This window comes from Micromonospora sp. NPDC005257 (assembly GCF_042872445.1).
GTDB lineage: Bacteria > Actinomycetota > Actinomycetes > Mycobacteriales > Micromonosporaceae > Micromonospora.
The window spans coordinates 126,707-151,403 of record NZ_JBIAKL010000010.1 but is presented as its reverse complement, the minus strand read 5'-3'; the positions used below and the strand labels follow the sequence as shown (position 1 = coordinate 151,403).

Genomic DNA, 24,697 nt, shown 5'->3' with positions numbered 1-24,697 from the left:
CAGGTGCCGGAGCCGCGCCCAGGTGGCACGTGTTAAGAAGGGGCCCCGCCTCTACCGGAGACGTTAAAAGGGGGCCCTTCCTTGCACGAAGCCGAGCAGGTGATCCAGCGTGTGCTGCGGGATCTGCGCGACGGCACGCACCGCGGCGTCGTCGTGGACTCGCCACCCGGCGCCGGGAAGTCGACCCTCGTGGTCCGCGCCGCGATCGAGACGGCCGCCACCGGCGACCCGCTGATGATCGTGGCGCAGACCAACGAGCAGGTGGACGACCTCATCGACCGGCTCGGCCGTAAGGCTCCGGAGCTGCGCGTCGGGCGGCTCTCGGCGACCGACTACCGGCCCACCGAGCGGGTCACCGCCCACCCTGCGGTCCGGGTCGCGGCGAAGGTCGCCGACCTGGGCGGCCCGGCGGTGACCATCGGTACGGCGGCCAAGTGGGCCACCGTCACCGAGGGCAGCTGGCCGTGGGCGATCGTGGACGAGGCGTACCAGATGCGCGCGGACGCGCTGCTGCGCGTGGCGGGCCGGTTCGAGCGGGCCCTGTTCGTCGGCGACCCGGGGCAGCTCGATCCGTTCAGCACCGTGGATACGTTCCGCTGGACCGGTCTGACCTGGGATCCAATGCAGTCGGCGGTGGCCACGTTGCTGCGGCACAACCCGGATCTTCCGGTGCACCGGCTCCCGGTGTCGTGGCGGCTGCCCGACTCGGCCGCCCCTGTGGTGTCCGCCGCGTTCTATCCGTTCACCGGGTTCCGTGCCGGGACCGGGCCGGCAGACCGGGCGCTGGCGTTCACCGAGCCCGGCGCGGGTGACGCCTACGACGCCTCGGTGGAGGTGGCCGCCGCCACCGGCTGGGCGTTGCACGAGCTGCCGGCGCGGCACACCGTGCGTACCGACGGGGAAGCCGCCGCGGCCTGCGCGGAGCTGGCGTTGCGGGTGCTGCGGCGCGGCGCGGTCGCGGTCAGCGAGGCCGCGCCCGGCGGCGCGCCGGTCACCGCGGACCGGATCGCCGTCGGGGCCGCGCACCGCGACCAGGTCGCGGCCATCCGGTCCCGGCTGGGCGCGGCCGGGGCGGGCATCACCGTGGACACCGCCAACCGGCTCCAGGGCCGGGAGTACGACGTGACGATCGTGCTGCACCCGCTCTCCGGCCGGCGTGACGCGACCGCCTTCCACCTGGAGTCGGGGCGGCTGTGCGTGCTCGCGTCGCGGCACCGGCACGCCTGTGTGGTGGTGGCGCGTGCCGGGATCGGTGAGCTGCTCGACGCGTACCCGTCGACCGAGCGGGTGCACCTCGACGTGCCGGTGAAGTTCCCGGACGGCTGGGAGGCCAACCAGACGGTGCTGACCCACCTCGATGCGCACCGGGCGTGACGGGAGGGCCGTCGCGGCAGGATCGGCGGACCGTTCGGATCTTCCGGCGGTCCCGGCCGGTGGGCACGATGGCCGGATGCATCCTCACGACCCCTACCACCAGGATCCGTACCAGCAGCCGTATCAGCAGCAGCCGTACTATCCGCCGGCGTACGTGGAGCAGCCGAGCGAGGGGATGAGCAGGTGGGCGATCGTCCTGTGGGTGGCGGTGCCGGCGCTGCTGGTGATCCTGTGCTGTGCCGGGTGTGTCATCTCCGGGTTCGCGGAAGGGTTCATGCAGGGCTTCGACGAGGGCTATTCGTCGTCGTAGGCGGCGGGCCGGCACCCCGCCCGGTTCGCGGCGCTGGCGGCGGTGCGTTAGACATGGATCATGACCGCGAGCGTGCTGCCCTGGCTGGGCGGGGGCCTGGTGGCGGTGGCCGCCGGTTTCCTCGCCGCGTTGCTGCCCCGGCGCCGCGCCCGGGCCGAGGGCCGGCGGGTTGCCTGGTCGTCGGCGCGGGCGGCGATCCACGACGCCACGGTCAGCCGGGACGCCGCCCCGGCGGCCGTGCCGGCGGCCGAGCGGCTGCTGGCCCGCGCTGAGCTGCTCGCCGCCGGGGGCGGCGGCGCCGGCGCGGCCCGCGCGGCGGCCGAGCACGCCCGCCGCGCCGACGAGCTGTGGCGGGCCGGGCGATGACCGGGGTACGCCGGGAACTGCTGCGCTGGTCGCTGCTGGCCGCCGCGGCGGCCGTGCTCGTGGTGTTCCTGGTCGCGCAGCGGCAGAGCGTGGAGGTCAGCTACGGGCGTTCCCCGTCGAGCGGCGCGCTGCCCGAGGGCTCGGCCGGGGAGCTGAGCGACGCGAGCGTGCCCTCGGTCGAGGAGATGACCGCGCTGGTGGCGGCCGACCCGGTGGTCCGGCTGCCGGGTGCGATCGCGCGCTGGGACGAGCAGCGGGTCCGGGCCGCCGTCGGTGACCGGGGCACGCGGATCCTGGTCGCCCCGCCCGGTCTGGACGAGGCCGAACGCCGACGGGTGAAGGACGTGGGGAACGCCGAGATCCGGATCGTCGGCACCGAGGTCAGCGGCGGCCTCTACGTGGCCTCGCCGGACGACCTGCCCGGCTGGCGGGCCCGGTTCGCCACCCGCGACGTGACCGGCGCGCTGCTCACGCTGCTGGCCACGCTGCACGACCAGCCCCTCCCGCCGGACCGCGACGACCTGCGCTGGCGCGAACCGGCCGGCCCGGAGCTGGCCCCGGTGGTCACCGCGCTGCGCGCCACCGGCCGGTACGTGGGCGCCGGCGCGACGCTGCCCCGGCTGCCGGAGAAGGCGGCGAGCGCCGCGTTCCCGGACGGGGCCTGGTTCGTGGTGCTGCCCGCCCAGCCGTACGGGGAGCCGCTGCCCGCGTACGGGCCGGCGCTGCACCGGCTCGCCCCGGACCAACCGCTGGTGGTGATGTACGGCGACTGGATCGAGTACCACGGTCCGGGCGCGGCGGAATTCGCCGAGGTGGCCGCCGCGAGCTTCTTCGCCCAGTTCGGCGCGCGGATCGGCCGTTACGCCTACCCCCAGCAGAACGTGCTGGGCACCTATCTGGCCCAGGTCACCGACGTGCGGTACGCGGGGCTGTTCGACCGTCCGCTGCCGTACCGGCCGTTCGACCCGCTGCGGGTGGCGCTGCCGGCGCTGCCCTGGCTCTTCGCCGCCTGCGTCGCGGGTTTCGTGGTGCTGTCCATCCGTACCGTGCGGGGGTCCGGCCGCCGTCCGGCCGATGTGGGTCCCGCCGGCACGACGGCCCGGCTGGCCGGGCTCTCCGCGCTGGCGGTGGAGTTGTCGCTGCTCACCGGCGCGCGCAGCGATCCGGCGTTGGTCCGGGGCGTGGGCCGGTTGCGGGCGGCCCGGGACGCGCTCGACGAGGGGTTGCCCGACCGGCACGTACGCGGACTGCTCGCCGACGCGGCGGCCGAGCTGGACGACGTGGCCCGGGACGTGCGGATGCCCGGCTACCGGCCGGACGTCTACCTGCGGGCGAGGCTGTCGTGAGCCGCGTCGCGAGCCGGCCCGGGCGGGCGGCGGCCCCTCGTGGCGCGGCGGCGGCCGGTCCGCGCCGGCTGCTCGGGCGCCTGTTCGGCACCGCGTTCGGCCGGGCGACGCTCGCCTGCCTGGCGCTGGCCGGCTGGGCGCTGTGGACCGGGGGCATCCTGGACGGGCCGGTCGCCCGGCAGGTGCGCGGCTCGTCGGTCTACGCGGCGCCCGGTGTGGACCTGGACCGGGCCGCCGCCGAACGGGTCATCGGCAACCGGCGGCTGGTGGTGCTGATCATGGAACCGGGCGCCGACCTGCGCGAGGCGTGCGCCGACACCAAACGCGCCGCCCGGGGCACGCTGGTGCTGGCGATGAGCCGCGACGGCGAGGACTGGGACACCTACGGCTGTTCCCGCCTCGGCGGTGACGGCTCGCGCGACCTCGGCCGGGCCGTGGTCACCGAGACCACCATCGGCCGGGGCGTGGACGCGTTCGTGGACCGGCCGGTCGAGGCGCTGAAGGTGATCGTGCTCAACTACGACCGGCTGGTCCGGGCCGGTCTGGTGCCGGACGGCGCTCGTACCATCAGCCCGTCGCTGCCCCGGTATCTACTGGCCGGCGGCGCGATGGCCGGGGTCGTCGCCGGTGCGGCGGTGCTCTGGTTCGGCGGCCGGCGGGCGGGGCGGCTGGCCGACGCGCGGCGGGCCGGGCGGGACGCGCGCGCCGACGAGCGAGCCGCGCTCGGCGCCGCCACAGCGGTCCTCGCCCAGCAGATCATCGACCTGGACGGGCACGCGGGGCCGGTCGCCCCGGCCTACCGGAGGCTGGCCGCCGACTACGTCGGCCTGCTCGACGAGGTGTCCGAGTTGGACGGGGACGCCGGGGCCCCGCGCCGGCTCCGGGAGCGGGTCGAGGAGCTGAGCCGCCGCGCGGCAGGTCTCGTGGACGATGCCGCGACCGGTCGGCGGGCGGGCGGACGGGGCCGGCGGTGACCCGCCGACCCCGTCGTCACGGCGTCGTCAGCGCTGGGCGCCCACCGTCGAGACGGCCGGCCAGCTGCCGGTGAAGACCTGGGCGGGCGTCGCGCTGCGGGCCGCGAAGCCGAACAGCGAGTCGACCCGGGAGGCCTCGGCGGAGCTGGGGTACGGGTTGGTGCAGCTCGTGCCGGCGCTGCCGCCGGACATCAGGATGGCGCAGTTGCCGTTGTAGTTGTCCGGCAGGCCGAGGATGTGGCCGATCTCGTGCGTCATGATGCGCAGCGGCGAGTACTGCTGGGCCTGGTTGTAGTCGATCACCACGCGGCCGTTGCCGAGGCTGGTGCGCTGGGCGTACGAGCCACCGCCGTAGGTGTAGGTGATCCGCAGGTTGGACCCGCACTGCGCCATGTTGATGTTGTTCGTGTAGTTGTTCCAGATCGCCGCCGCCTGCACCGCCGTGTTGGCGAACGGGCCGGCCTGGCTGATGTTGTAGCAGACGTTGCGGACGGCGGCGGAGGCCGGAGCCGGGTTGACGGCTACCGCGCCGAGCGATGCCAGTGTCGCGGCCGCGAGGGTGGCGAGGATCCGGGACAGCTTGGGCTGACGCATGGTTCACACTCCTTGGGATGGGGGTGAGCGGAACGCCGCCAGCCTATAGATAGCCATCTATCGATATCAAGGGGTGGACGCGTGCGGATCGGCCGCGTTGATCGCGGCGACGACCTTGTCGTAGTCCCCACGCGCCTCGGCGTGGCGGAGGAGCTTCACCCGCTCGACCTGGATCTCCGTCGCGTCCGGCTGCGCCTCCAGCAGCGCCGTCACCTCGGACACGAACTCGTCCAGCGGCATTGCCGTCTCGTTGGTGTCGTGACCGGGCAGGAGTTCGGTGCGCACCGCGGGTGGCACCAGCTCCAGCACCCGTACGCCGGTGCCGGCCAGGTTCAGCCGGATCGACTCGCTGAGCATGTGCACCGCCGCCTTGGAGGCGTTGTAGCTCGGCGTGACCCGCAGCGGCACGAACGCCAGACCGGACGAGACGGTGAGGATCGTGGCGTCGCCGCGCTGCCGCAGGTGCTCGACGAAGGCGGCGATCAGCCGGATGGGTCCGAGTACGTTCGTGGTCACCACCTCCTCGGCCGCGGCGAGGAAGGTGTCCGGCGAGCGCCAGTCCTCGATCCGCATCACGCCGGCCATCGTCACCAGGACGTTGAGGTCCGGGTGCCTGGCCAGCACCCGGTCCGCGGCGGCGGCGATGCTCGCCGGGTCGGCGGTGTCGATCGTGACGGTGTCCAGGCCGGGGTGGGCGGCGGCGATCTCGTCGAGCAACCCGGTACGCCGGCCCCCGACGATCACCGTGTTGCCCCGGTCCCGCAGGGCGAGCGCCAGGGCCAGACCGATTCCGCTGGTGGCGCCGGGAATGAAGATGGTGTTTCCGGAGATGTCCATGCCGCAAGCCTGCGGTGCGCGGCGGGGCGGGTGAAGAGATCCCGGATCGGGGGATCGCGGATCCCTGGTTCCCGGCGGCGTACGGCGGATACTCGGATCATGGACCGCACAGCCCTGGCCGAATTCCTGCGCCGCCGCCGGGAGACGCTGCGCCCCGGCGACGTCGGGCTGCCCGACGGCGCCCGACGCCGGGCACCCGGCCTGCGACGGGAGGAGGTCGCGTCGCTCGCTGCCATGTCCACCGACTACTACACCCGGCTGGAGCAGCGGCGCGGGCCGCAGCCGAGCCCGTACATGCTCGGCGAGCTGGCCCGGGCGCTGCGGCTCACCGCGCACGAACGCGCCTACCTGTTCCGGGTCGCCGGGCACAGCCCGCCCGAGACCGTCGCCACCACCGGCCACGTCGCGCCGGCGCTGCTGCGGGTGCTGGACCGGCTGTCCGACACCCCGGCGCTCATCCTGTCCGACCTCGGCGAGACGCTGGCGCAGAACCAGTTGGCGGCCGCGTTGCTCGGCGACCGCTCCGGCCACACCGGGCTCGCCCGCAGCGAGGTGTACCGCTGGTTCACCGACCTCGCCGAGCGGGAGCGCTACCCGGTGGAGGACCGCGACCGGCAGAGCCGGGCCCAGGTCGCCAACCTGCGTGCCGCGTACGGGTCGATAGGTCCCCGGTCTCGCGCGGGCGAGCTGGTGCGGGCGCTCTGTGCGGCCAGCCGGGAGTTCGCCGAGCTGTGGGAGCGGCACGAGGTGGCGCAACGCTTCGCCGACCACAAGACACTGATCCACCCGGAACTCGGGCCGATCGAGCTGGACTGCCAGGTGCTGTTCACCGAGGACCAGTCGCAGGCGCTGCTGGTGCTCACCGCCGCGCCGCGCAGCGAGGACGAGGAGAAGCTGCGGCTGCTCGCCGTACTCGGACACCAACGGTTCCCGTCCACCGCCACGTGAACGCGGCACAGGAACCGTCCTTCACGCCGCCGGGAATCCGTGGGATTCCTGTCAACCTCCCGTCACGCAGGGTGTTTAACTGATCCCTTCCGGTCGATAGCGTCGGGGCCACTGCCGTCGACGAAGGGCCGACGATGAACGACAACGGACACCCATTCGACCGTCGGCGACTGCTCGCCGGCGCCGCGGCGGCCTCGGCGGTCACACTGACCGGCCTGACCGTCGCCTCCACCACCGCCGCCGTGGCCGCCCCGGGCCGCGCCGCGGCGCCGCTCGTCTCCCGGGACCGCATCGCCACCGCCGCGCTGCGCGCGCCCGACGGATCCGCGCCCGCGGTCGCCGTCCAGGCCGACTTCCACGCCCGGCTCGCCGCCTGGCTCGCGTTCTGGTCGGCGAACTCACCGTCGCCGTGGAGCGTGCCGGTGCAGGTGGTCGCCCGGATCGAGACGGCCGGCGACGCGCTGGTCCTGCACGCGATCCGGCACCGCCGCGACGACGAGCTGCGCGCCGGCTTCGCCGCCGGCCGGCGGGACGCCACCCACCTGGCCACGCTGGCCAGCCTGCACCACCACTTCCCGAGCGTGCGGGTCCGCCCGGACGGCACGATCCGGGTCGCCGACGGGCCCGCCGGGTTCACCGGATCGCCGGAACAGGTCGCCTTCGCGGTCGCCGCCTGCCGCGAACTCTGGGGCGACGCGGCGGCGACCGCCGACCGGTGGGCGGAGCACGCCGCCCGGGTGCTCGCCCGCACCGGACAGCGCACACCCGCCGCCTCGCATGTCGGCTGGGCGGCCTTCACCCGCACCAGCCTGCGTCGCGGGCTGGGCACCGAATCGTACGAGTGACCGGAGGAAGCACATGGCCCGCAACGAGTTCCGTTTCGTGGTCGACGGCGTCGACCTGACCCCCGAGCAGCACAACGTGATCGCCGCGGAGATCCAGAAGGCCGGCCTGGCCGCCCTGCGTACCGCCGACGCCAAGCTGATCAACCCGCTGACCCTCGGTCACGGTAACCTCAAGCTGCGCGGCGAATGGAAGGGCCTCTGGGTGATCGACGGTCCGTTCGCCGACGAGCTCGGTCAGAAGATCAACGACATCGGGTTCTGGATCCAGCGGTGACCGACACCGCCCCGCCGGCCGGCACGCCGGAGCGGATGTGCCCGAGCACACCGGCGTCGAACGCCACGGTGTTCCTCGGCATGATCACTCCGGCGGGCCGGGTGGCCTACGTGACCCCGGCCGTACCGGCCGAGGTGGCGCTCGCCGGGCTCGGCGACTCCGAGAAGCCGATCGAGTCGCGGGCCCGGCTGGCCGGACCGTGCGTCACCTCGTCCTGTGGCTTCTGGACCGGCTCGCAGTGCGGGCTGGGCGCCCGGCTGGCCGCCTCGTACGCCGAGGTCGCCCCGCCCGCCGAGGAGGCGCTGCCGAAGTGCGCGATCCGGCGTACCTGCCGCTGGTTCGCCGAACAGGGACCGGCGGCCTGCCCGGCGTGCTCGCACGTGGTGACCGACGCGCGGGTCTGACCGCCGAGGTGGCGGGGCCGGCCTGGGCCCCGCCACCGGTGTCGCGTCAGTGGCGGTTGTAGCGGTACATCGTGAGCGTGCCGAACACGACCAGGAAGAACGCGCTCCAGAGCACCATCCACATGGTGCTCGGGCCGTCCATCGAACCGGCCATCACCGCGCGGACCGAGGTGACCAACTGGGTGATCGGGTTGGCCTTGACGAACGCCTGCAACCAACCGGGCATGGTCGACGGTTCGACGAACACGTTGCTCAGGAACGTCAGCGGGAACAGCACCATCATGCTGACCCCCATCACCGACTTCTCGCTGCGCAGCACCAGGCCGAAGAACGTCCACACCCAGGAGAACGCGAACGAGAAGACCACCAGCAGCCCGATCCCGGCGAGCACCCCGAGCAGGCCGCCGTCGGGACGGAAGCCGAGAACCACGCCCACCGTGAGGATGACCACGGCGGCGAGGATGTAACGCAGCACGTCGCCGAAGATCATCCCGACCAGCGCCGCCGGCCGCCAGACCGGCAGCGTACGGATCCGGTCGAAGACGCCCTTCTCGATGTCGTTGTTCAACCCGACCCCGGTGTACATGGTGATCATCACGACGCTCGTGACCATGATGCCGGGCAGGAAGAACTGCAGGTACGCACGCGGGCTGTCGGCGAGCGCGCCACCGAACAGGTACGTGAACATCAGCACCATGATGATCGGGAACGCGGTGACGTCGAACAGCTGCTCCGGCACGTGCTTGATCTTCAGCAGCGCGCGCCAGCCGAACGTCAGCGACGCCGACAGCGGGCCGGGCCGGGCCGGTCGTTCGGCCGGGGCGAGTACCGTGGCCAGCGCCTCGGCGGACGGCACGTAGACGGACGGCGCCCGCCCGGTGGTGATCGCGGTGTCGCTCATCGCGCCACCTCCAGTTCGTCGTCCCGCTCGCCTGCCGGGACGGCCGGGTGGTCGGTCAGGGCCAGGAAGACCTCGTCCAGGCTGGGCTGGCCGAGGGAGAAGTCGTCCACCACGATGCCGACGGCGGCCAGCTCACCGAGCGCCCGCGCCGCCTGCGCGCCGGCCTCCAGGTCGGTGCCGTGCTCGCCGACGCGCGCGGTCAGCGCCACCGGATCGGCGGCGAGCTGCACCGGTACGCCGAGCGACGTCCGCAGCACCTGCTCGGCCTCGGCCCGCCGCCCCGGATCGCGCAGCCGGATGTGGACGCTGCCCGCGCCGACCGACGACTTCAACTCGCCCGGGGTGCCCTCCGCGATCACCCGGCCGTGGTCGACCACAGCGATCCGGCCGGCGAGCTGGTCCGCCTCGTCCAGGTACTGCGTGGTGAGCAGCACCGTCGTGCCGTACGCCACCACCGCCCGCACGATCGCCCACACCTGGTTGCGGCTGCGCGGGTCCAGGCCGGTGGTCGGCTCGTCGAGGAACAGCAGGTCCGGCGTGTTCAGGATGCTCGCGGCGATGTCGATGCGCCGCCGCATCCCGCCGGAGTACTTCTTCACCTGCCGTCCCGCCGCCTCGGTCAGCCCGAACGCGGCGAGCAGCCGTTCGGCCCGCTCCCGGGCCGACGCCCGGCTCAGTCCGAGCAGCCGGCCCAGCAGGACCAGGTTCTCCGCCCCGGTCAGGTCCTCGTCCAGCGAGGCGTACTGGCCGGTCAGGCTCATCCGGGAGCGGACCGCGTCGGCCTCGCGCACCACGTCGTGCCCGAAGACCCGGGCCGTGCCGCCGTCCGGGCGCAACAGCGTCGCCAGCACCCGTACGGCGGTGGTCTTGCCGGCGCCGTTCGGACCCAGCACGCCGTAGACGGTGCCGGCGGGAACCCGCAGGTCCAGCCCGTCGAGTGCCCGGGTCGAACCGAAGGACCGGACCAGGCCCTCGGCCTCGACGGCCAGGCCGGTGTTCCGGTTGCTCATGAATCGCTACCTCTCCTCGTCGGTGTCCTCGACAGGCGTATGGGCGTACCGCCAGACCGATCGCCTGTTTCAACGAGGCCGGGAAGCTGTGGTTGTACCGGCCTCACCCCAAGGCGCCAGACGGCCCGCCAGATCCGTTCTGGCGGTGGGTGGATCCCCGGCCGACGGTGGCCGGTACGGGAGGAAGGTGGGTTATGACCGTTCCCTCAGCGGTCCGCCGGGTGACCGGTCGCCGACAGTGCCCGATCGATCGTCTGCCATATGCTGCGCCGACATCCGACGCACGGGGGGCGTGTCCCGGTTGTGGCTACGCGGACGCCTCTTCGTGCATTGAAACCGAGAGGGGTCCACCGTGTCCATCGTCCGAAGAGTGCTCGGCGCACTCACCGTGGCGGCCCTGGCCGTCACCGTCTCACCCGCCGCGGCCGGCGCGGCCGAGGAGCCGGCAGGTGTCCTCCACCTGACCGTCATCGCGCCCGACGGCTCCCCGAGCCAGGGCAGTGTCGACGTGGTGGCCGCGGACAGCAGCTACGACGTCCAACTGCTCCAGTTGGACGAGTCCGGGCAGCTGCGCGTGGAGGTGCCGGCCGGCGACTACAAGATCGCCATCAGCCCGGCGTACGTCGATCCCGACCTGCCCGACGACTCGCTGCGGCAGTGGGTGCCGGGCCGGACGGACTGGGCGGGGGCCGGAACGGTCCGGGTGTCCGCGGGGGGGCACGACGGACGTCTCCGAGCGCCTGCTCACGCCCAGTCCGTTGACCCTGCGGGCGCGTGACGCGGTCACCGGCGCCCTGATCGACGGCGTCTGCGTGTACGTCGACACCCGCCGCAACCTGTGCGGCGACGGTGAGGTGACGGTGCCGCCGCTCGTCCCCGGTCCGCAGGAGGTACGGGTCTACACCGACGGCGATTCCCACCTGCCCCGCGACACCACCGTGACCGTGCTGGCCGACGGCAGCGGCAGCGCGGTGGTCGACCTGACCCCGGCCGCGCACGTGGTGTCCCGGGTGGTCGACGCGGCGACCGGCGCGCCCGTCGCCGGGGCCTGTGTGACGCCGGCGCCCGCCGGCACCGGCGAGCTTCCGGAGAACCCTGGACGGTACTGCTCCGACGCCTCCGGGAACGTCCGCGTCGGCCTGGTCGAGGCCGGCTCCTGGAACCTGTTCGCCCGCCCCGCCGGCGGATCGGCGTACGGCGCGCAGTGGGTCGGCGCGACCGGCGGCACCGGTGACGCGAAGCAGGCCCGGGTGGTCACCCTCCGCGCCGGGCAGACGGTCACCGTACCCCCGATCCGGCTCGACCGCGCCGGTGTCGTCACCGGCACCGTGACCAGCTCGGCCACCGGCAGGCCGGCGACCTCCGGCGCCGTGGCGCTCGCGCCCAAGTCGGGCGTCGTCCTCAATTGGGGTGTGAAGCTGGACGCGCAGGGCCGCTACCGGATCGACTGGCTCGGCCCGTACGCCTGGCCGCTGCTGTTCACCACTGCCGACAACGCCACCCAGTGGTCCGGCGGGTTCGCCCTGCGGGGCAAGGCCGTGCCGGTCACGGTCCGGGCCGGCGCCGCCACCGTCTACAACCTCGCCGTGCGGCGTGGCGTCCTGGTCACCGGCCGGCTCGTCGACCCGGAGGGCCGCCCGGTGGTCGCCGAGCTGACGGTGCGCAACGCGCGTACCCGTGAGGTCATCGGCTACACGTTGGATATGGATCGCGACGGCGAGTACGCGCTGCGCGTGCTCGGCCCCCAGCCGGTCACCGTGGCGTGGCTGTGGACGCCCCCGTACGTCAGCTACGCCGGCTGGTACGACGGCGCGGCCCGCCCGGCCGACGCCACGGAGGTGACACTGCCGGGCACCGGAACGCTGCGGCTTGACGTCGAGGTCGACCGGTACCCGGCCGGCTGAGCGGCGAGCCGGCTGAGTGACACGAGCCGGTTGAGCGGCACGGGCCGGGTGGCGTGGCGGCCACCCGGCCAGGCGCCGGTCAGCGTGCCGAGTCCAGCCGGGTCCGCTGCTCGGCGGTCAGCTCCAGGTCGACAGCGGCCAGGCTCTCCTCCAACTGCGCCACCGAGGAGAAGCCGACGAGTGGGATCGACGGCTGGTCCCCGCCCATCAGCCAGGCCAGCACCACCTGGTTGACCGTGGCGCCGGTCTCGGCGGCGACCGCCCGAAGCGCCGCCAGCCGGGCCGGGGTGGCGGGGGTCACGTACTCCTCGCCGAGCCGCTCCGGCCGGACGTACGCGCCCTTCAGCAGCGGCGAGTACGCGACCAGCGTGAGCTGCGGCTCCGTACGCAGGTAGCTGAGCAGGTCGGGGCCGACCCAGCCGACGTCGCCGTCCGGATCCAGCTCGCTCGGCACGTCCAGGCGCCGGGGGAGGTAGCTGCGGTGGTACTGGAGCACCTCGTACCCGGGCAGGCCGGCCGCGGCGGCCAGGGCGCGGGCCCGCTCGACCCGCCAGACGCGGTGGTTGCTCGCGCCCAGCAACCCGACCGTGCCCTCGCCGACCAGCTCGGCGAAGCCCTCCACGGTCTCGCGCATCGGGATCGTCCGGTCCTCGATGTGGGCGTAGAGCAGGTCGATCCGCTCGACGCCGAGCCGCTCCCGGCTGCGCTCGGCGGACTCGCGGATCACCTTCGCCGACAGCCCTTCCGGGTTGTCGACATAGCTGGTGCCCGGCGCGAGCGGCCGGGCACCCAGCTTCGTGGCGATGACCACCTCGCCGCCGATCCCGCGGCTGCGCCGCCAGCGGCCGAGCAGCTCCTCGCTCTCGCCACCCTGGCCCCCGTTCTGCCAGAAGGCGTAGTTGTCCGAGGTGTCGATGAAGGTGCCGCCCGCCTCGACGTACCGGTCGAGGATGGCGAACGAGGTGGCCTCGTCGGTGGCGGTGCCGAACAGCATCGCGCCGAGACTGAGCACACTGACCTCACGGCGGGTGGCCGGGTCCGTGCCGATGGTGCGGTAGCGCATGTCTTCCTCCCCGTCGGAGCTTTGCCGGTCACCCTGCCCCTTCGAGTGCGCGCGAAGTCAACAAGCGGAAGGGCCCCGGTCTCCCGGGGCCCTTCCGCCGTGTGTGACTGCTCAGTTCGGGATGTAGTCGAACTCGTCCGGGTTCGGGCCCGTCCGGCCGGCCTCGCCCCGGTCCAGCGAGGTGAGCCGCTCCATCGCGGCGTCGTCGAGCGTGAAGTCGAAGATCGCGAAGTTCTCCTCGATCCGCTTCGGGGTGGTCGACTTCGGGAAGACGATGTCGCCGCGCTGCACGTGCCAGCGCAGCACCACCTGGGCCGGGGTCCGGCCGACCTGCTCGGCCACGTCGACGACTGTCGGATCGTCGAGCACCTTGCCCTGCGCGATCGGCGACCACGCCTCGGTGAGGATGCCGTGCGCCTTGTCGTACGCCCGCACCTCCTCGTTGCCGAGGTAGGGGTGCGCCTCGATCTGGTTGACCGCAGGCACCACGTCCGCCTCGGCGGCCAGCCGCTCCAGGTGCGCGACCTGGAAGTTGGACACGCCGATCGAGCGGACCGTGCCCGCGTCGCGCAGCTCCTCCAGCACCTTCCAGGTGGAGACGAAGTCGCCGTCGTAGCGGGTGGGCAGCGGCCAGTGGATCAGGAACAGGTCGAGGTAGTCGAACTTCAGCTCCCGCAGCGACTGCTCGAACGCCTTGCGGGCGTCGTCCGGGCGGTGGAAGCCGTTGTTCAGCTTGCTGGTGACGAAGACCTCGCCCCGGTCCAGCCCGGAGGCGCGCAGCGCCTGGCCCACCTCGGCCTCGTTGCCGTACATCTGGGCGGTGTCGATGTGCCGGTAGCCGACGTCCAGCGCGGTGCCGACGGCCCGGGCGGTGTCCTTCGGCTCGATCTGGAACACGCCGAAGCCGAGCTGCGGGATGGTGTTTCCGTCGTTGAGTGCGATGTCCGGAATGTTGTTCGGGGCCATGAGAGTCATCTACCCGATCGCCACGCTTCCTCACATCGGGGACGAGTGTCAGGCCCAGATCGCCCGCGCCCACTCCGGGTGATCGACGAACGGGTTCCGGTTGCCCTGCCAGCGCTCGTATATGCGCTGGTTGCGGCGCTGCTCGAAGGCGTCCGGCGGATCCTGGTCGTTCCAGGCCAGCAGCTTCGACAGCCGTCCGAGCCGGGGCGCGGAGCCGTTCGAGACCGAGTCGTTCGGTTCCAGGTCCGGCCAGCCGTCGTCGCCCTCGTACCGGACCGCCATGTAGAGGATCATGCGGGCCACGTCGCCCTTCACCGCGTCGCGCGGCTCGAACGAGTCGGCGTCGGTGTAGCAGCCGGGCGCCTCGGCCACCGTGCCGCCGCCGGCGTCGAAGTCCTTGTTGCCGCGCAACGAGTTGACCGACACGTCCTCCGGGCGCAGGTGGTGCACGTCGGTGCCGGGGCCGGTGGCGGTGCCGAAGTCGCCGTGCGACTTGGCCCAGACGTGCTCCCGGTTCCAGTCGTTCACGCCGCCGCCGTTTGTGCTCTTGCTCTGCGACCGTCCGCTGTAGAGCAGGATCACGTTGGCCGGGTTGGCCGGGTCCTGATCGGTGTCCTTGAGCGCGTCCCACACCTGGTCGTAGCTGAGCTTGGTCTGCACCTTGATGATGCCGTGCAGCGCGGTGCGCAACGCCGGACCGGTCCGGCCGGCCGCGCCCGCGTAGTAGGCGTCGGTCGTGCCGGTCGGGCTCGGCGTCGGCGTCTGGCTCGCCGTGGGGCTCGGGGTCGGGCTCGGCGTGGCGCCGCCGCCGAGGCTCATCGCGGTCGGGTTCTTCAGCCCGCCGTGGCTGAAGTACGCGGTGAGCGCGCCGGTCGCGGTCACCTGCCGCCCGCGCAGCGACGGGTTGGTGAGCAGCCCGAAGGTGCTCCGCCAGGCGGCCGTCACCTGCACGTACAGCATCCGGCCGGTGCCGGTCTCGCCGGCCTGGTCGGCGAGCGCGATCGCGGTGTCCGCGGTGAAGCCGGAGGTGAGCACCGTGTTGGTGGCGGTGGGCTGGCCGATGACGTAGCCGGTGACGGTGGCGGTCCGGCCGTCCTGGACGGCGAGCGCCTGCGCCACGGTCAGGGTCGTCGCGGCCGACGCGGCGCCGGTCACGCCGAGCGGGATCGCGACCGCGACGGCGAGCACGACCGCCGCGATCAACCGCCCGGGTCGTGAGCGGGTGACGCGCTTCATATTCATGATCAGCGATGTTAGCCGGAATGCGGTGAACTGCGGGAGGTCACCGGGCCAACTTTTCGTCCCGGCCGGCCTCGAACAGCACCGGCCAGGGCCGGGTCGCCGGGGCGAGGAGCGCCGGCTCGCCCTGTTCGTCGGGGGCGGCGAGCGTCTCGGTGGCGAGGTGGCCGAACATCGGCGCGGCCGGGTGCGCCGCCCGGATCGGCCAGGCCGCGGAGATCCGCCGGACCAGCGGCGCGCCGGCGATCAGTCGCCAGGCGATTCGTGGTTCCCGGCGGGCCAGCGCGGCGGGCTCGACGGCCACCGCGCCGCCGGCCAGGAGCAGACCGAACAGGAACTCCGGGTTGCGCGCGGGGCGGACCCGGGCCGGGGTGAAACCGTGCTGCCGGCACACGGCCAGCAGATGCTCGTGCCAGCCGGGCGCGGTGGCCGGCGGCGCGGTGACCAGATCCATGCCGGCCAGATCGGCGAGCGCGATCTCCCGCGGCCGGGCCAGCGGAGAGGCCCGGGGCAGCAGCACACCCACCGGCACGTCCACCGGCTCGCCGAAGCGCAGCCCGGCCCCGTCGACCGGATGGTGCAGCAGGCCGACGTCCAGCCGTCCGTCCGCAAGCCTCCGGTGCTGCTCGGCGCTCGTCAGTTCGTGCAGGTCGAGGGCGAGCCCGGGCGCGCGGGCCGCGAGCGCGTCGAGCAGTGCGCGCAACGTCACGGCCGGGGTCTCCGGGGGTACGCCGGCGCGCAGCACCCCGAGCGCGCCCCGCCGAACCCGCTCGGCGAGGTGACGCAGCCGGCGCTCACCGGCCAGCAGTTCGTCGGCCTCACCGAGCAGCAACTGGCCGGCGGTGGTGAGGCCGACCTGGCGCTGCGACCTGTCGAACAGGGTGACGCCAAGCTCCCGTTCCAACCGCTGGATCGACTGGCTCAGCGGTGGCTGCGCCATGCCCAGCGTCTCGGCGGCCCGGCCGAAGTGCAGTTCCCGGGCGACCACCACGAAATGCCGCAGGTGCCGCAGCAGATCCATCCGGGCACCCTAGCGTCGTCGCTGGTTACCGTGTCGGCGTGGATGCGGGGGAGCAGGTCGCGGAGATCTTCGGACGGGCCGGGTTGCGGGGTTGCCTGCACGTCGTGGACGTGGACGACCCGGCCGGCGGTGAAGTGGCGTTGCGCGCCGACGAGCAGATCGTCATCGCGTCCATCTTCAAGATCATGCTGGTGCTGGAGTTCGCCCGGCAGGCCGCCGCCGGGCAGCTCGACCCGACCGAACGGGTGGTGGTCGGTCCCGCCGACCGGCTCGGCGGCTGGGGTGTGGCCGGCTGCGCCGACGACGTCGAGATCTCCCTGCGTGACCTCGCTTATCTGGCCATGTCGGTGAGTGACAACACGGCGGCCGACCTTCTGCTGCGCCGGGTCGGCGCGGACGTGCTGCCGATGCTGGCCGCGGAGCTGGACCTGCCGCGCACCCGGATCGTCGGCGGCCCCCGGCAACTCGCCGAGACGATGCTCTCCGACGTGGGCGCACGCACCGAGGCGGACTTCGCGCGGATCTTCCCCACGCTGTCGCCCGAACGGATCCGCGCGATGCGGGTCTTCGACCCCGAGCACACCAGCTCCAGCACCGCCCGCGAGCTGACCCGGCTGCTCCGTCTGGTGTGGCGGGACGAGGCCGGCCCGGTGCCCGCGTGCGCCATGGTCCGGGAGCTGATGGCACGGCAACTCTTCTGGACCCGGCTAGCCGCCGGCTTCCCACCCGGGGTTCGGGTCGCCGGGAAGACCGGCACTCTGCCGGGACTGCACCTCGAAGCCGGCGTCGCGGAGTACCCCGACGGTCGTAGGTATGCGATCGCGGTGGCGGTACGCACCGAACGGCTGGCCGCCCGCCGGATCGACGTGGACCTGGCGATGGGGGAGGCGGCCCGCACCGCCGTCGAGTCGTTGCGCTGATCCAGGTCGGCGCATCGGTGCTGAGCTGCGGTGATATCGGTCCGGATATCGGTCGTTGCGCTCGTCGATCTTGGACATCGCCGTCGGTCGGGTGGTGGGCTGGGCCTACCGATCACCGATCCCGAACGGGGAGGACGACACATGCCCGAGAACCGGCCGTCCGGCTACGCCCGCCGACGACTTCTACGCGACACCGCCGTCGGCGCCGCCGCCGTCACCACCGCCGGACTCGTCGCCGGCACCCCGGCGGGAGCCGCCGGGCCGGGCCCCGTCGCCGCGCCGAGCCGCGCCGCCGGCGGTACGCGACGCGGCGGCGCGGTGAGTTTCCGCTGGTGGGGCACCTCCGGCTGGCGCATCGACATCGGGGACCGGACGGTGCTCGTCGACCCGTACCTGAGCCGGTACGACACGGGTCTGTTCCGGAAGGCGTTCAACCCCGACACCCGGCTGACAGTGGCCGCCGACGTGGTCGACCGGCTCGCCGACCGGGCGGAGAACATCCTCGTCACGCACACCCACTGGGACCACGTCAACGACGTGCCGCACATCGCCGCCCGGACCGGTGCCCGGGTCTTCGGCACGCTCACCGCGTATCACCTCGGTCTTGCGTACGGGCTGCCGGCCGGGCAGCTGGCCCCGGTCAAGGGCGGGGAGGTGCTCGACTTCGACGGGTACACGGTGGAGGTGGTCGGCTCGCTGCACAGCCGGAATCCCACCTGGTCGATGGCCTTCCCCGGAGTACGGCTCACCCCGCCGCCCCGTCCGGAGACGATCGCCGACCTGCCCGAGGGGGACACGCTGGCGTACCAGATCCGGATCGACGGCGGCCCGTCCGTGTTCTTCATGGGCGCCAGCGACTTCGACGAGCGCAAGCTGAGCGGGCTCGCCCCGGACGTCGCGATGGTCGCCTCCGCCGCCACCACGGCGACCGCCGACTACGTGCCCCGGCTGATGGCCGCGCTGGGCCGTCCGAAGGTCGTGGTGCCGGTGCACTGGGACAACTTCGAGACGCCGCTGACCAACCCGCCGACCGTCGCCGACGGTGACCGGGAACGCCTCGACGCCCTCGTCGCCGAGGTGCGCCGGGTCTCGCCGCGCAGCCGCGTGCTGGTGCCCGAGTACCACACCGCGTACCGGTTCTGACGGCGCCGCTCAGGAGGCCGCCAGCCGAGCGTAGACGTCGCCCGAGCGACCGGCCGGGCGGTACGTCTGCAGCAGCCGTACCAGCTCGGCCGCGTCCAGCCACCGGTCACCGGCGAACCGCATGGTCTCCACCGGCGAGTAGTTGTAGCGGTAGCCGCCGGCGGCCGCGCCCAGCCGTTCCACCAGCTCCAGCGCGGCCAGCGCGGAGTCGTGCGCGGGCGGCAGGTACTCGAAGGACAGCCCGCGCACCGGACGACTCAGCCCGGCCAGCACGTCGACCTCGAAGCCCTCGACGTCGACCTTGCAGAACGCCGGTACGCCGTGCCGCTCGATCAGGTCGTCCAGCGTCACCACCGGCACCTCGATCGACCGGTCCCAGCGGACCCCGGCGAAGCTCGGATCGGCGGTGACCGACTCGATCCAGGACGACGACATGGTGGACACCGTCGGCGTCGCGCTCGACAGCTCCAGCCGCGCGCTGCCGGACCGGGCGCCGACGGCCGTCGGCTCGATGACCACGTCGGCGTCCCGGCCGAAGCCCAGGCGCAGCACCCGCAGGCAGTCCGGCTGTGGCTCGACCGCCACCACGCGCGCGCCCAGCCGCCGCCAGGTGCGCACCCGGCCGCCGACGTGGGCGCCGATGTCGAAGGCGAGGTCGCCGGGGGAGAGGAACTGCCCGTAGAGCTGCCGGGCACGCCGGTGCTTGGCCGGCTGACCGTGGTAGACGGCCAGGGAACGGGTGATCCCCCAGGCCCGCGCGAGCATCGTCACGACATCCCTAACTGTGGTTGGTGGACTTCGGTCCGAACGCGTGCAGGAACCGGTCGCGGAACGACTCCATCGGCCAGACCGGCGCCCGCGGGTCGGGGTTGAGGCCGTCCTGCCAGTCCCACCCGGCGATGCGGTCGAGCACGGCCGGGTCCTTCGCCACGATCGTGATCGGCACGTCCTTGCCGGCGCCCTCGCCGGTCACCGCCCGGGCCGGCTGGTGGTCGCCGAGGAACACCAGCACCAGGTTCTCGTCGCCGTACCGCTGCACGTAGGAGATGAGCGTGCGCAGCGTGTAGACCACCGCCTGCCGGTACGCCTCCCGGGTGCCCTCCGCGGAGCGGTCGGCGCGCGCCGACCCCTTGTAGACCGAGCCGTCGCCGACGTCGTCCCAGTCGACCAGCGGCGGTACCGGCGTCCACGGGATGTGGCTGGACAGCAGCGGGATCTCGGCCATCACCGGTGCGTGCCCCGGTCCGCGTTCCCGGCGCTGGAACGTCGACAGCGTGTACTGGTCCGGCGGGGAGGAGAAGCTGAACAGCGGTCCCCGGTAGCCGAGCTCCTTCACGCCGTACACCTGGTCGGGGCAGAAGAACTCGGCCTCCGGCCAGGCCCGGGTGAGCGCCGGCATGACCAGCGTGGTGCGCCAGCCGGCGCGCTTGAACGCGCCGTTGAGGGTCAGGTGGTCGCTGCGGACCAGGTTGGTGTAGCGCAACTGGTTGTCCGCCCGGATGCCGCTCATCAGCGTGGCGTGCGCGAGCCAGCTCCCGCCGCCCGTGGTGGACGAGGTGAGGAACGCGCTGCGGCTGCCGTAGCCGGCCGCGCGCAACTGCCGGGTCCCCTCGTCCAGGACGGCGTCCACCTCCGGCGCGAGGTCCGGGTCCTCCAGCGCGACCCGGCCGTAGCTCTCCACGAACGTGAACAGCACGTCCTTGCCGCGCAACGCGGTCAGCAACTGCTCGCCCGGCACGTTCTGGAACGGGTCGCCGGCGAGCTGCGTGTTGAGCCTCTCCTGGTCGTTGAGGCCTGCCCGTACCTGCCGGGCCCGGTCGTAGAGGCCGGCCGCCACCGTGTCGGCGGCGACCGGGACGCCGGGCACGATCTGGGCGCCGAGCACGGCGCAGACCACCCAGGCCGCGGCGAACGCGGTGGCCGCGCGCGCGGTCACCATCCGGTTCGCGGCCACGACCCGGGTCAGCCGCCGCACCGACAGTGTCACCAGCAGCGGTACGGCGAGCACCGCGACCACCGCGAGCGCCACCGCGCCCACCTCGGCGGCGCGACCGTACGACTCGGAGAGGAACTCCGCACCCGCGCCGAGGAACGTCCAGTCGGCGATCAGGTCGAAGGAGCGGTCCAGCACCAGCGAGAACCCGAGGTCGGTGACCTTGAGGACGAGGACCAGGCCGAGCAGCACACCGAGAATCGTGGCCGCCACCCGGCGCGGACGTGCCGGCAGAACCAGCAACAGGGCGACGGCGACCAGCCCTTCCACCGGGATGCGCAGGAACGCGCCGGGACTGAACCGGTTGACGTCGCTCGGCGCGACGAGCGCCACCAGGACGAGCGCGGCGGCCAGCGCGGTGACCGTCGCGGCGACCAGCCGCCCGGCACGCTGCTGGCCGGGGGCCGCGGTGTCGTCGGTCGTGATGCGGTCGGTTGCGGTGCCGTGCCGGGTGTCGTCGTCGTCCGCCCGGGAGGACAGGTCGCTCACCGGCGTCGCCCGCCGGCCTCGGCGGGCTGCCGCGCGATCCGCACGCCCGGCGCCCACTCGGGCCGGTGGCCCGCCGGTGCGGGGGAGACCGGCGCGGCCGGGAGCGCCGCCGGGCGCCGCCGCGACGGTACGCGGTGCCGCCACAACCAGGCGACGTCGCGGCCGAACGACTCGACGAGCATCGCGAGCGCGCCGAGAAGCACCGCCACCGCCAGTGGCCGGGGCAGTACGCCCGCCGCGACCACCGCCAGCGCGATGCCCTGCGCGGCGGCGACCACCTTGCGCCAGTAGCGCGGCGGCAGCGAGCCGCGCATCCACGGCAGCACCCAGCCGGCGGCGACGAAGGCGTACCGCATCGCGCCGATCACCAGCACCCCGGCGCCCACCTGGCCGGCGACGTACCCGCAGAGGACGAGGACGAGGAAGGAGTCGACCTCCATGTCGAACCGGGCGCCCAGCGCGCTGGTCGTGCCGGTACGCCGGGCCACCTGCCCGTCGACCCAGTCGAGGGAGAGTGCCACGGCTGCCAGCGCGACCAGGAGCGGGACCGCGATCGGGCCGCGGAACGAGTCGACTGCCAACGCGGCGACGCCACCGGTGAGCGTCGCCCTGGTGAGCGTCACCCAGTCGGCCGGCCCGAGCCGGTCCGCACCCGAGCGGCGCAGCCCGTAGCCGAGTGCCGCGACCATCACCACCCCGAAGAGCAGACCGGCCAGCCAGCCGTACGCGCTCAGGCCGACCGTGCCGGCCAGGGCCGCGAGTACGCCGACCTGGAGAATCGCCCCCGCGAATGGATCAGTTCGAAGTGCGGACACCATGCCTCCGAGGTAGACGTCACGTACCACACCTGTGTACGGAGAACATGCCCGAACGGTTCGTTCTGATACCGGAAACGCGCCATGAGTAGTCGCGCCATCGGCGGCTCCGCTCGTTTGTTTGCTTGCACGTAAGTACGTACTTCCGTACCGTAGCGGTCGTGGCAAGCGTGGAGGAACGGCTGGCGGCCCTGGAGGCCCAGGTGGCCCGGCTGGCCGGCGAGCGGGATGCCGAAGCCGGCGAAGCGAACAGCGAGGTCGTGCCGGCGGACGTCTTCTGGGCGCTGGGCGGCCTGAAGCAGCGGGTTCCCGCCGACGGCGCGGGCGCGGTCCTCTACACCGGCACCGTCCGCACCGGGGACCGCAACTACGACTGGCAGTACGGCGCCACCGTCGACGACCTGCTCGACGACGACTGGACGACACTGGCCGGCACGCTCACGGCGCTGGCGCATCCGGTGCGGCTGCGCCTGCTGCGGGAGATCCTCGGCGGGCGGCACGGCACCGCCGAACTGGCCGACCTGGACGGGATCGGCACCACCGGCCAGCTCCACCACCACCTGCGGCACCTCGCCGCCGCCGGCTGGCTGCGCAGCGGCGCACGCGGGCGCTACGACATACCGCCCGAGCGGGTGGTGCCGCTGCTGGCCATCCTCACCGCCGCCCGCCGCTGACCCGGCCACCCACCCCGACGGAAGGCAACACCATGCGTACCCCGATCGTTCTCACCGTCGCCGCCGGCCTCGCCGCGGCGGCCGTGGCGGCGGTCCTGAAGCCGGAGCCCCCGCAACTGGGCCCGCAGCAGACCGGCGACGCGGACCTGGCCGCTACCGTCCGTGCCGCCGTCGACGATCCCGAAGGGCTGCGCGGTCTGGCGGTGGCCGTGATCGAGGGCGACCGGATCCGCGTGGCGGGCCTCGGCGAGCGGGCTCGCGGCGGGCCGGTCGTCGAACCGGGCACCCCGTTCGAGATCGGCTCGATCGCCAAGCCGCTCACCGGCATGCTTCTGGCCCGGCAGGTGGCGGCCGGCGCGGTCGGTCCCGACGACCGGTTGGCCGCCGTCCTGCCCGGCGTGACCGGTCCGGCCGGTGAGGTAACCCTCGCCGAACTGGCCAGTCATCGGGCCGGGCTGCCCCGGCTGGCACTCGGCTCCGCCGGCGCGATGGTCCGCACGTGGTGGGCGGCGTCCACGGCCGGGAACGCGTACGCCGGCTACGACGTGGACCGGGTCGTCGCCGCCGCCGGGAGCACCGAGCCGGGCGGCGACCGGGGCACCGTCTCCTACTCGAACTTCGGCGCGGCGCTGCTCGGCCAGGCGCTGGCGGCCCGGGCCGGCGTCGGCTACCCGGAACTGGTCCGGCGGGACGTGCTGAGTCCACTGGGCATGACCGGCACCCTGGCCGCCACCGACGCCGGGCACCTGCCGCCCCGGCGGGCCGAGGGCGCCACCGCCGCCGGCCGGTCCGCCGACCCGTGGCTGGGCGCGGGCTACGCCCCGGCCGGCGTCGGGATCTGGTCCACGGCCGAGGACCTGGCCCGGCTCACCGCCGCGATGCTCGCCGGCACGGCCCCCGGCGCCGACGCCGCCACGCCCCGCTTCGACGCCGGGGACGACCGCCGGATCGGGTACGGCTGGTTCACCAGCCGCCACGGCGACCGGGAGATCGTCTGGCACAACGGGGGAACCGGCGGCTTCCGGGCGTATCTGGGCTTCGACCGGGCCGCCGGCCGGGGCGTGGTGGTGCTCGGCAACACCACGCGCGACGTGGATCCGATCGGCCTGCGGCTGCTCGACGTCCGGGGCGACGCGGCGGACGAGTCGACCGGCCTGGACGGATGGATCGGCGCCGCGCTCGCGCTGGCGTTCACGTTCCTCGGCGGGCTGTCGCTGTGGAGCACCGCGCGGGGCGGACAGGACCGGGTGACGGTGCTCTCCGACGCGACCTGGGCGGTGGTCTCCCTGGGCCTCGGCCACCGGCTCGGCGACTGGTCGGTGGTGCCGGGCTGGATCTGGCCGCTCGGCGCCGCGCTTGCCGGAGCCGCGGTGGTGCCCGCCGTCCAGCGGTGGCGCGGGTTGCCGCTGGTGGCCGGGGCGCCGCCGTGGCAACGCTGGACCGGCGCGGCGCTGTCCGCCGCCTTCGCCGCGCTTGCCGTGGTGGTGATCGCCGCCTGAGGCCGCCGCCGTCCGACGAGCCGCACCCGCCATGGCCGAACGCAAAATCCTCGGTTCGAAGATCGCAGCGCGGCGGGAGGCCGTCACCGCGCCGGCGGTCCGGGGACCAGCCGCCAGTACTGCCGTTTGCCCTCGTCGCGGACCACCACGCCGAGCCGGGCCAGCTCCCCGTGCAGCTCCCGGGTCTCGGCGTCGTGGCCGCCGTCGAGCGCCCGCTGCCGGGCGCGCAGCAGGGCGTCCGCGCCCGGCGGCAGGTCGGGCAGCCCCTCGACCCACCTCCGGTACGCGTCCCGGTGCGGGTCCTGCCCGGTCCACGGCCAGCCCTGCCGGGTGAACGCCGCGCGCAACCGCTCGGCGTCCAGGTCGGACTTCTCCCGGGCCAGCTCGCCACCGGCGGTGTCGAGCAGCACCAGCGCCTCACCGTCGACGAACACCCCCGCCACGTCGGCGCGGGCCACGTCCCGGCCGTGCCCGTCGCGGTGCAGCCGTACCGTCCGGTGCCCGACCGTGACGGTCAGCCGCTCGCGGACCGCCACCAGCGCCACGAACAGGCCGCCGAGCAGGCCCACCCCGGCCCCGACCGGGTACGCCCGCTCGTCCGGCCAGCCGGCGAACAGCTCGAACAAGCCCTGGAACGGGAACCAGGGCAGCCCGGCGATCCAGCCGGACAGCGCCGTCAGGCCGGCACCGAGCCCGGCCCCGAGCAGTGGGAATCCCACCCACATGAACACCAGCTCGCCGCGTCCGCCGTCGACCACGACGTCCTCGCCGATTCCCCGGGCCGCCAT

27 protein-coding genes are annotated in these 24,697 nt (G+C 73.7%); 15 read left to right on the top strand and 12 right to left on the bottom strand.

The genetic code is table 11. From position 1 onward, the window contains the following. Window positions 1-81 precede the first annotated feature (81 nt). The 5 genes from ACFYO8_RS21870 (at window position 82) to ACFYO8_RS21850 (ending at window position 4,370) form a co-directional block, all read left to right on the top strand. Window positions 82-1,374 (top strand): AAA family ATPase, encoded by a 1,293-nt coding sequence (locus ACFYO8_RS21870; RefSeq protein WP_355093662.1) that lies wholly within the window; start codon window positions 82-84, stop codon window positions 1,372-1,374. 76 nt (window positions 1,375-1,450) lie between these two features. Further along, window positions 1,451-1,684: a hypothetical protein gene (locus ACFYO8_RS21865; RefSeq protein ID WP_355093664.1), complete on the top strand. Its 234-nt coding sequence runs from the start codon at window positions 1,451-1,453 to the stop codon at window positions 1,682-1,684. A gap of 60 nt (window positions 1,685-1,744) precedes the next feature. Beyond that, window positions 1,745-2,050 carry a DUF6403 family protein gene (locus tag ACFYO8_RS21860; RefSeq protein WP_355093666.1) on the top strand — a complete coding sequence of 102 codons (306 nt, stop codon included), beginning with the start codon at window positions 1,745-1,747 and terminating at the stop codon, window positions 2,048-2,050. Continuing rightward, window positions 2,047-3,396: a hypothetical protein gene (locus tag ACFYO8_RS21855; protein WP_355093668.1), complete on the top strand. Its 1,350-nt coding sequence runs from the start codon at window positions 2,047-2,049 to the stop codon at window positions 3,394-3,396. The genes ACFYO8_RS21860 and ACFYO8_RS21855 overlap by 4 nt, the downstream gene beginning before the upstream one ends. Then, the gene (locus ACFYO8_RS21850) at window positions 3,393-4,370 is read left to right on the top strand and encodes a hypothetical protein (protein ID WP_355093670.1); all 978 of its coding nucleotides are present in this window, start codon (window positions 3,393-3,395) and stop codon (window positions 4,368-4,370) included. The genes ACFYO8_RS21855 and ACFYO8_RS21850 overlap by 4 nt, the downstream gene beginning before the upstream one ends. Before the next feature lie 27 nt (window positions 4,371-4,397). On the opposite strand, the gene ACFYO8_RS21845 is transcribed toward ACFYO8_RS21850, so the two are convergent. Further along, window positions 4,398-4,964 (bottom strand): snapalysin family zinc-dependent metalloprotease, encoded by a 567-nt coding sequence (locus ACFYO8_RS21845; protein ID WP_355093672.1) that lies wholly within the window; start codon window positions 4,962-4,964, stop codon window positions 4,398-4,400. A 66-nt stretch (window positions 4,965-5,030) separates the two neighbouring features. After that, entirely contained in the window at window positions 5,031-5,801 is a 771-nt protein-coding gene (locus ACFYO8_RS21840) for an SDR family NAD(P)-dependent oxidoreductase (protein ID WP_355093674.1), read from the bottom strand. A gap of 99 nt (window positions 5,802-5,900) precedes the next feature. Here ACFYO8_RS21840 and ACFYO8_RS21835 point away from each other — a divergent pair, with 99 nt between their 5' ends. The 4 genes from ACFYO8_RS21835 to ACFYO8_RS21820 all read left to right on the top strand — a co-directional run bounded on the left by ACFYO8_RS21835 (window position 5,901) and on the right by ACFYO8_RS21820 (window position 8,272). Beyond that, entirely contained in the window at window positions 5,901-6,749 is an 849-nt protein-coding gene (locus tag ACFYO8_RS21835) for a helix-turn-helix transcriptional regulator (RefSeq protein ID WP_387257458.1), read from the top strand. 134 nt (window positions 6,750-6,883) lie between these two features. Further along, window positions 6,884-7,594, top strand: coding sequence for a hypothetical protein (locus tag ACFYO8_RS21830; protein WP_387257456.1), 711 nt, complete (start codon window positions 6,884-6,886; stop codon window positions 7,592-7,594). A 13-nt stretch (window positions 7,595-7,607) separates the two neighbouring features. Then, a complete protein-coding gene (locus tag ACFYO8_RS21825) occupies window positions 7,608-7,868 on the top strand; it encodes a hypothetical protein (protein ID WP_354873356.1) in 261 nt (86 codons plus the stop codon). After that, window positions 7,865-8,272 carry a hypothetical protein gene (locus ACFYO8_RS21820; RefSeq protein ID WP_354873358.1) on the top strand — a complete coding sequence of 136 codons (408 nt, stop codon included), beginning with the start codon at window positions 7,865-7,867 and terminating at the stop codon, window positions 8,270-8,272. Before ACFYO8_RS21825 ends, ACFYO8_RS21820 begins: the two co-directional genes overlap by 4 nt. A 46-nt stretch (window positions 8,273-8,318) precedes the next feature. Here the strand turns inward: ACFYO8_RS21820 and ACFYO8_RS21815 are convergent, their stop codons facing one another. Both ACFYO8_RS21815 and ACFYO8_RS21810 read right to left on the bottom strand, forming a co-directional pair. Next, window positions 8,319-9,173: an ABC transporter permease gene (locus ACFYO8_RS21815; protein WP_355095819.1), complete on the bottom strand. Its 855-nt coding sequence runs from the start codon at window positions 9,171-9,173 to the stop codon at window positions 8,319-8,321. Continuing rightward, window positions 9,170-10,183 carry an ATP-binding cassette domain-containing protein gene (locus ACFYO8_RS21810; protein ID WP_354873362.1) on the bottom strand — a complete coding sequence of 338 codons (1,014 nt, stop codon included), beginning with the start codon at window positions 10,181-10,183 and terminating at the stop codon, window positions 9,170-9,172. Before ACFYO8_RS21810 ends, ACFYO8_RS21815 begins: the two co-directional genes overlap by 4 nt. Before the next feature lie 352 nt (window positions 10,184-10,535). Here ACFYO8_RS21810 and ACFYO8_RS21805 point away from each other — a divergent pair, with 352 nt between their 5' ends. Together ACFYO8_RS21805 and ACFYO8_RS21800 are read left to right on the top strand one after the other, a co-directional pair. Further along, on the top strand, window positions 10,536-10,961 hold the full coding sequence (locus ACFYO8_RS21805; RefSeq protein ID WP_387187322.1) for a hypothetical protein: 426 nt from the start codon (window positions 10,536-10,538) through the stop codon (window positions 10,959-10,961). After that, window positions 10,942-12,087: a hypothetical protein gene (locus ACFYO8_RS21800; protein ID WP_387187324.1), complete on the top strand. Its 1,146-nt coding sequence runs from the start codon at window positions 10,942-10,944 to the stop codon at window positions 12,085-12,087. Before ACFYO8_RS21805 ends, ACFYO8_RS21800 begins: the two co-directional genes overlap by 20 nt. A gap of 79 nt (window positions 12,088-12,166) precedes the next feature. On the opposite strand, the gene ACFYO8_RS21795 is transcribed toward ACFYO8_RS21800, so the two are convergent. The 4 genes from ACFYO8_RS21795 to ACFYO8_RS21780 all read right to left on the bottom strand — a co-directional run bounded on the left by ACFYO8_RS21795 (window position 12,167) and on the right by ACFYO8_RS21780 (window position 16,376). Next, window positions 12,167-13,150 (bottom strand): aldo/keto reductase, encoded by a 984-nt coding sequence (locus tag ACFYO8_RS21795; protein ID WP_355095817.1) that lies wholly within the window; start codon window positions 13,148-13,150, stop codon window positions 12,167-12,169. A gap of 111 nt (window positions 13,151-13,261) precedes the next feature. Beyond that, window positions 13,262-14,116 (bottom strand): aldo/keto reductase, encoded by an 855-nt coding sequence (locus ACFYO8_RS21790; RefSeq protein ID WP_355095821.1) that lies wholly within the window; start codon window positions 14,114-14,116, stop codon window positions 13,262-13,264. 48 nt (window positions 14,117-14,164) lie between these two features. Then, window positions 14,165-15,358 carry an endonuclease gene (locus ACFYO8_RS21785; protein ID WP_354873366.1) on the bottom strand — a complete coding sequence of 398 codons (1,194 nt, stop codon included), beginning with the start codon at window positions 15,356-15,358 and terminating at the stop codon, window positions 14,165-14,167. Between the two features lie 40 nt (window positions 15,359-15,398). Beyond that, a complete protein-coding gene (locus tag ACFYO8_RS21780; protein WP_355047148.1) occupies window positions 15,399-16,376 on the bottom strand; it encodes a LysR substrate-binding domain-containing protein in 978 nt (325 codons plus the stop codon). A gap of 38 nt (window positions 16,377-16,414) precedes the next feature. Between ACFYO8_RS21780 and ACFYO8_RS21775 the strand changes: the two genes are divergently transcribed. Continuing rightward, window positions 16,415-17,296 carry a serine hydrolase gene (locus ACFYO8_RS21775; RefSeq protein ID WP_355014917.1) on the top strand — a complete coding sequence of 294 codons (882 nt, stop codon included), beginning with the start codon at window positions 16,415-16,417 and terminating at the stop codon, window positions 17,294-17,296. 141 nt (window positions 17,297-17,437) lie between these two features. Next, window positions 17,438-18,439: an MBL fold metallo-hydrolase gene (locus tag ACFYO8_RS21770; RefSeq protein ID WP_355014918.1), complete on the top strand. Its 1,002-nt coding sequence runs from the start codon at window positions 17,438-17,440 to the stop codon at window positions 18,437-18,439. Between the two features lie 9 nt (window positions 18,440-18,448). Here ACFYO8_RS21770 and ACFYO8_RS21765 read toward each other — a convergent pair whose 3' ends face one another. The 3 genes from ACFYO8_RS21765 to ACFYO8_RS21755 are packed head-to-tail and all read right to left on the bottom strand — an operon-like array spanning window position 18,449 to window position 21,739. Beyond that, window positions 18,449-19,204: an FkbM family methyltransferase gene (locus ACFYO8_RS21765; protein WP_355096533.1), complete on the bottom strand. Its 756-nt coding sequence runs from the start codon at window positions 19,202-19,204 to the stop codon at window positions 18,449-18,451. A gap of 13 nt (window positions 19,205-19,217) precedes the next feature. After that, window positions 19,218-20,921, bottom strand: a complete 1,704-nt coding sequence (locus tag ACFYO8_RS21760) for a sulfatase (protein WP_355014919.1) — start codon at window positions 20,919-20,921, stop codon at window positions 19,218-19,220. Then, window positions 20,918-21,739, bottom strand: a complete 822-nt coding sequence (locus ACFYO8_RS21755; RefSeq protein WP_354873375.1) for a CDP-alcohol phosphatidyltransferase family protein — start codon at window positions 21,737-21,739, stop codon at window positions 20,918-20,920. Before ACFYO8_RS21755 ends, ACFYO8_RS21760 begins: the two co-directional genes overlap by 4 nt. A 158-nt stretch (window positions 21,740-21,897) precedes the next feature. On the opposite strand from ACFYO8_RS21755, the gene ACFYO8_RS21750 reads away from it, so the two are divergent. Further along, window positions 21,898-22,410 (top strand): ArsR family transcriptional regulator, encoded by a 513-nt coding sequence (locus ACFYO8_RS21750; RefSeq protein WP_354873377.1) that lies wholly within the window; start codon window positions 21,898-21,900, stop codon window positions 22,408-22,410. Window positions 22,411-22,442: 32 nt separating this feature from the next. After that, a complete protein-coding gene (locus tag ACFYO8_RS21745; RefSeq protein ID WP_355014920.1) occupies window positions 22,443-23,909 on the top strand; it encodes a serine hydrolase domain-containing protein in 1,467 nt (488 codons plus the stop codon). Between the two features lie 83 nt (window positions 23,910-23,992). Here ACFYO8_RS21745 and ACFYO8_RS21740 read toward each other — a convergent pair whose 3' ends face one another. Beyond that, entirely contained in the window at window positions 23,993-24,697 is a 705-nt protein-coding gene (locus tag ACFYO8_RS21740) for a hypothetical protein (protein ID WP_354873381.1), read from the bottom strand.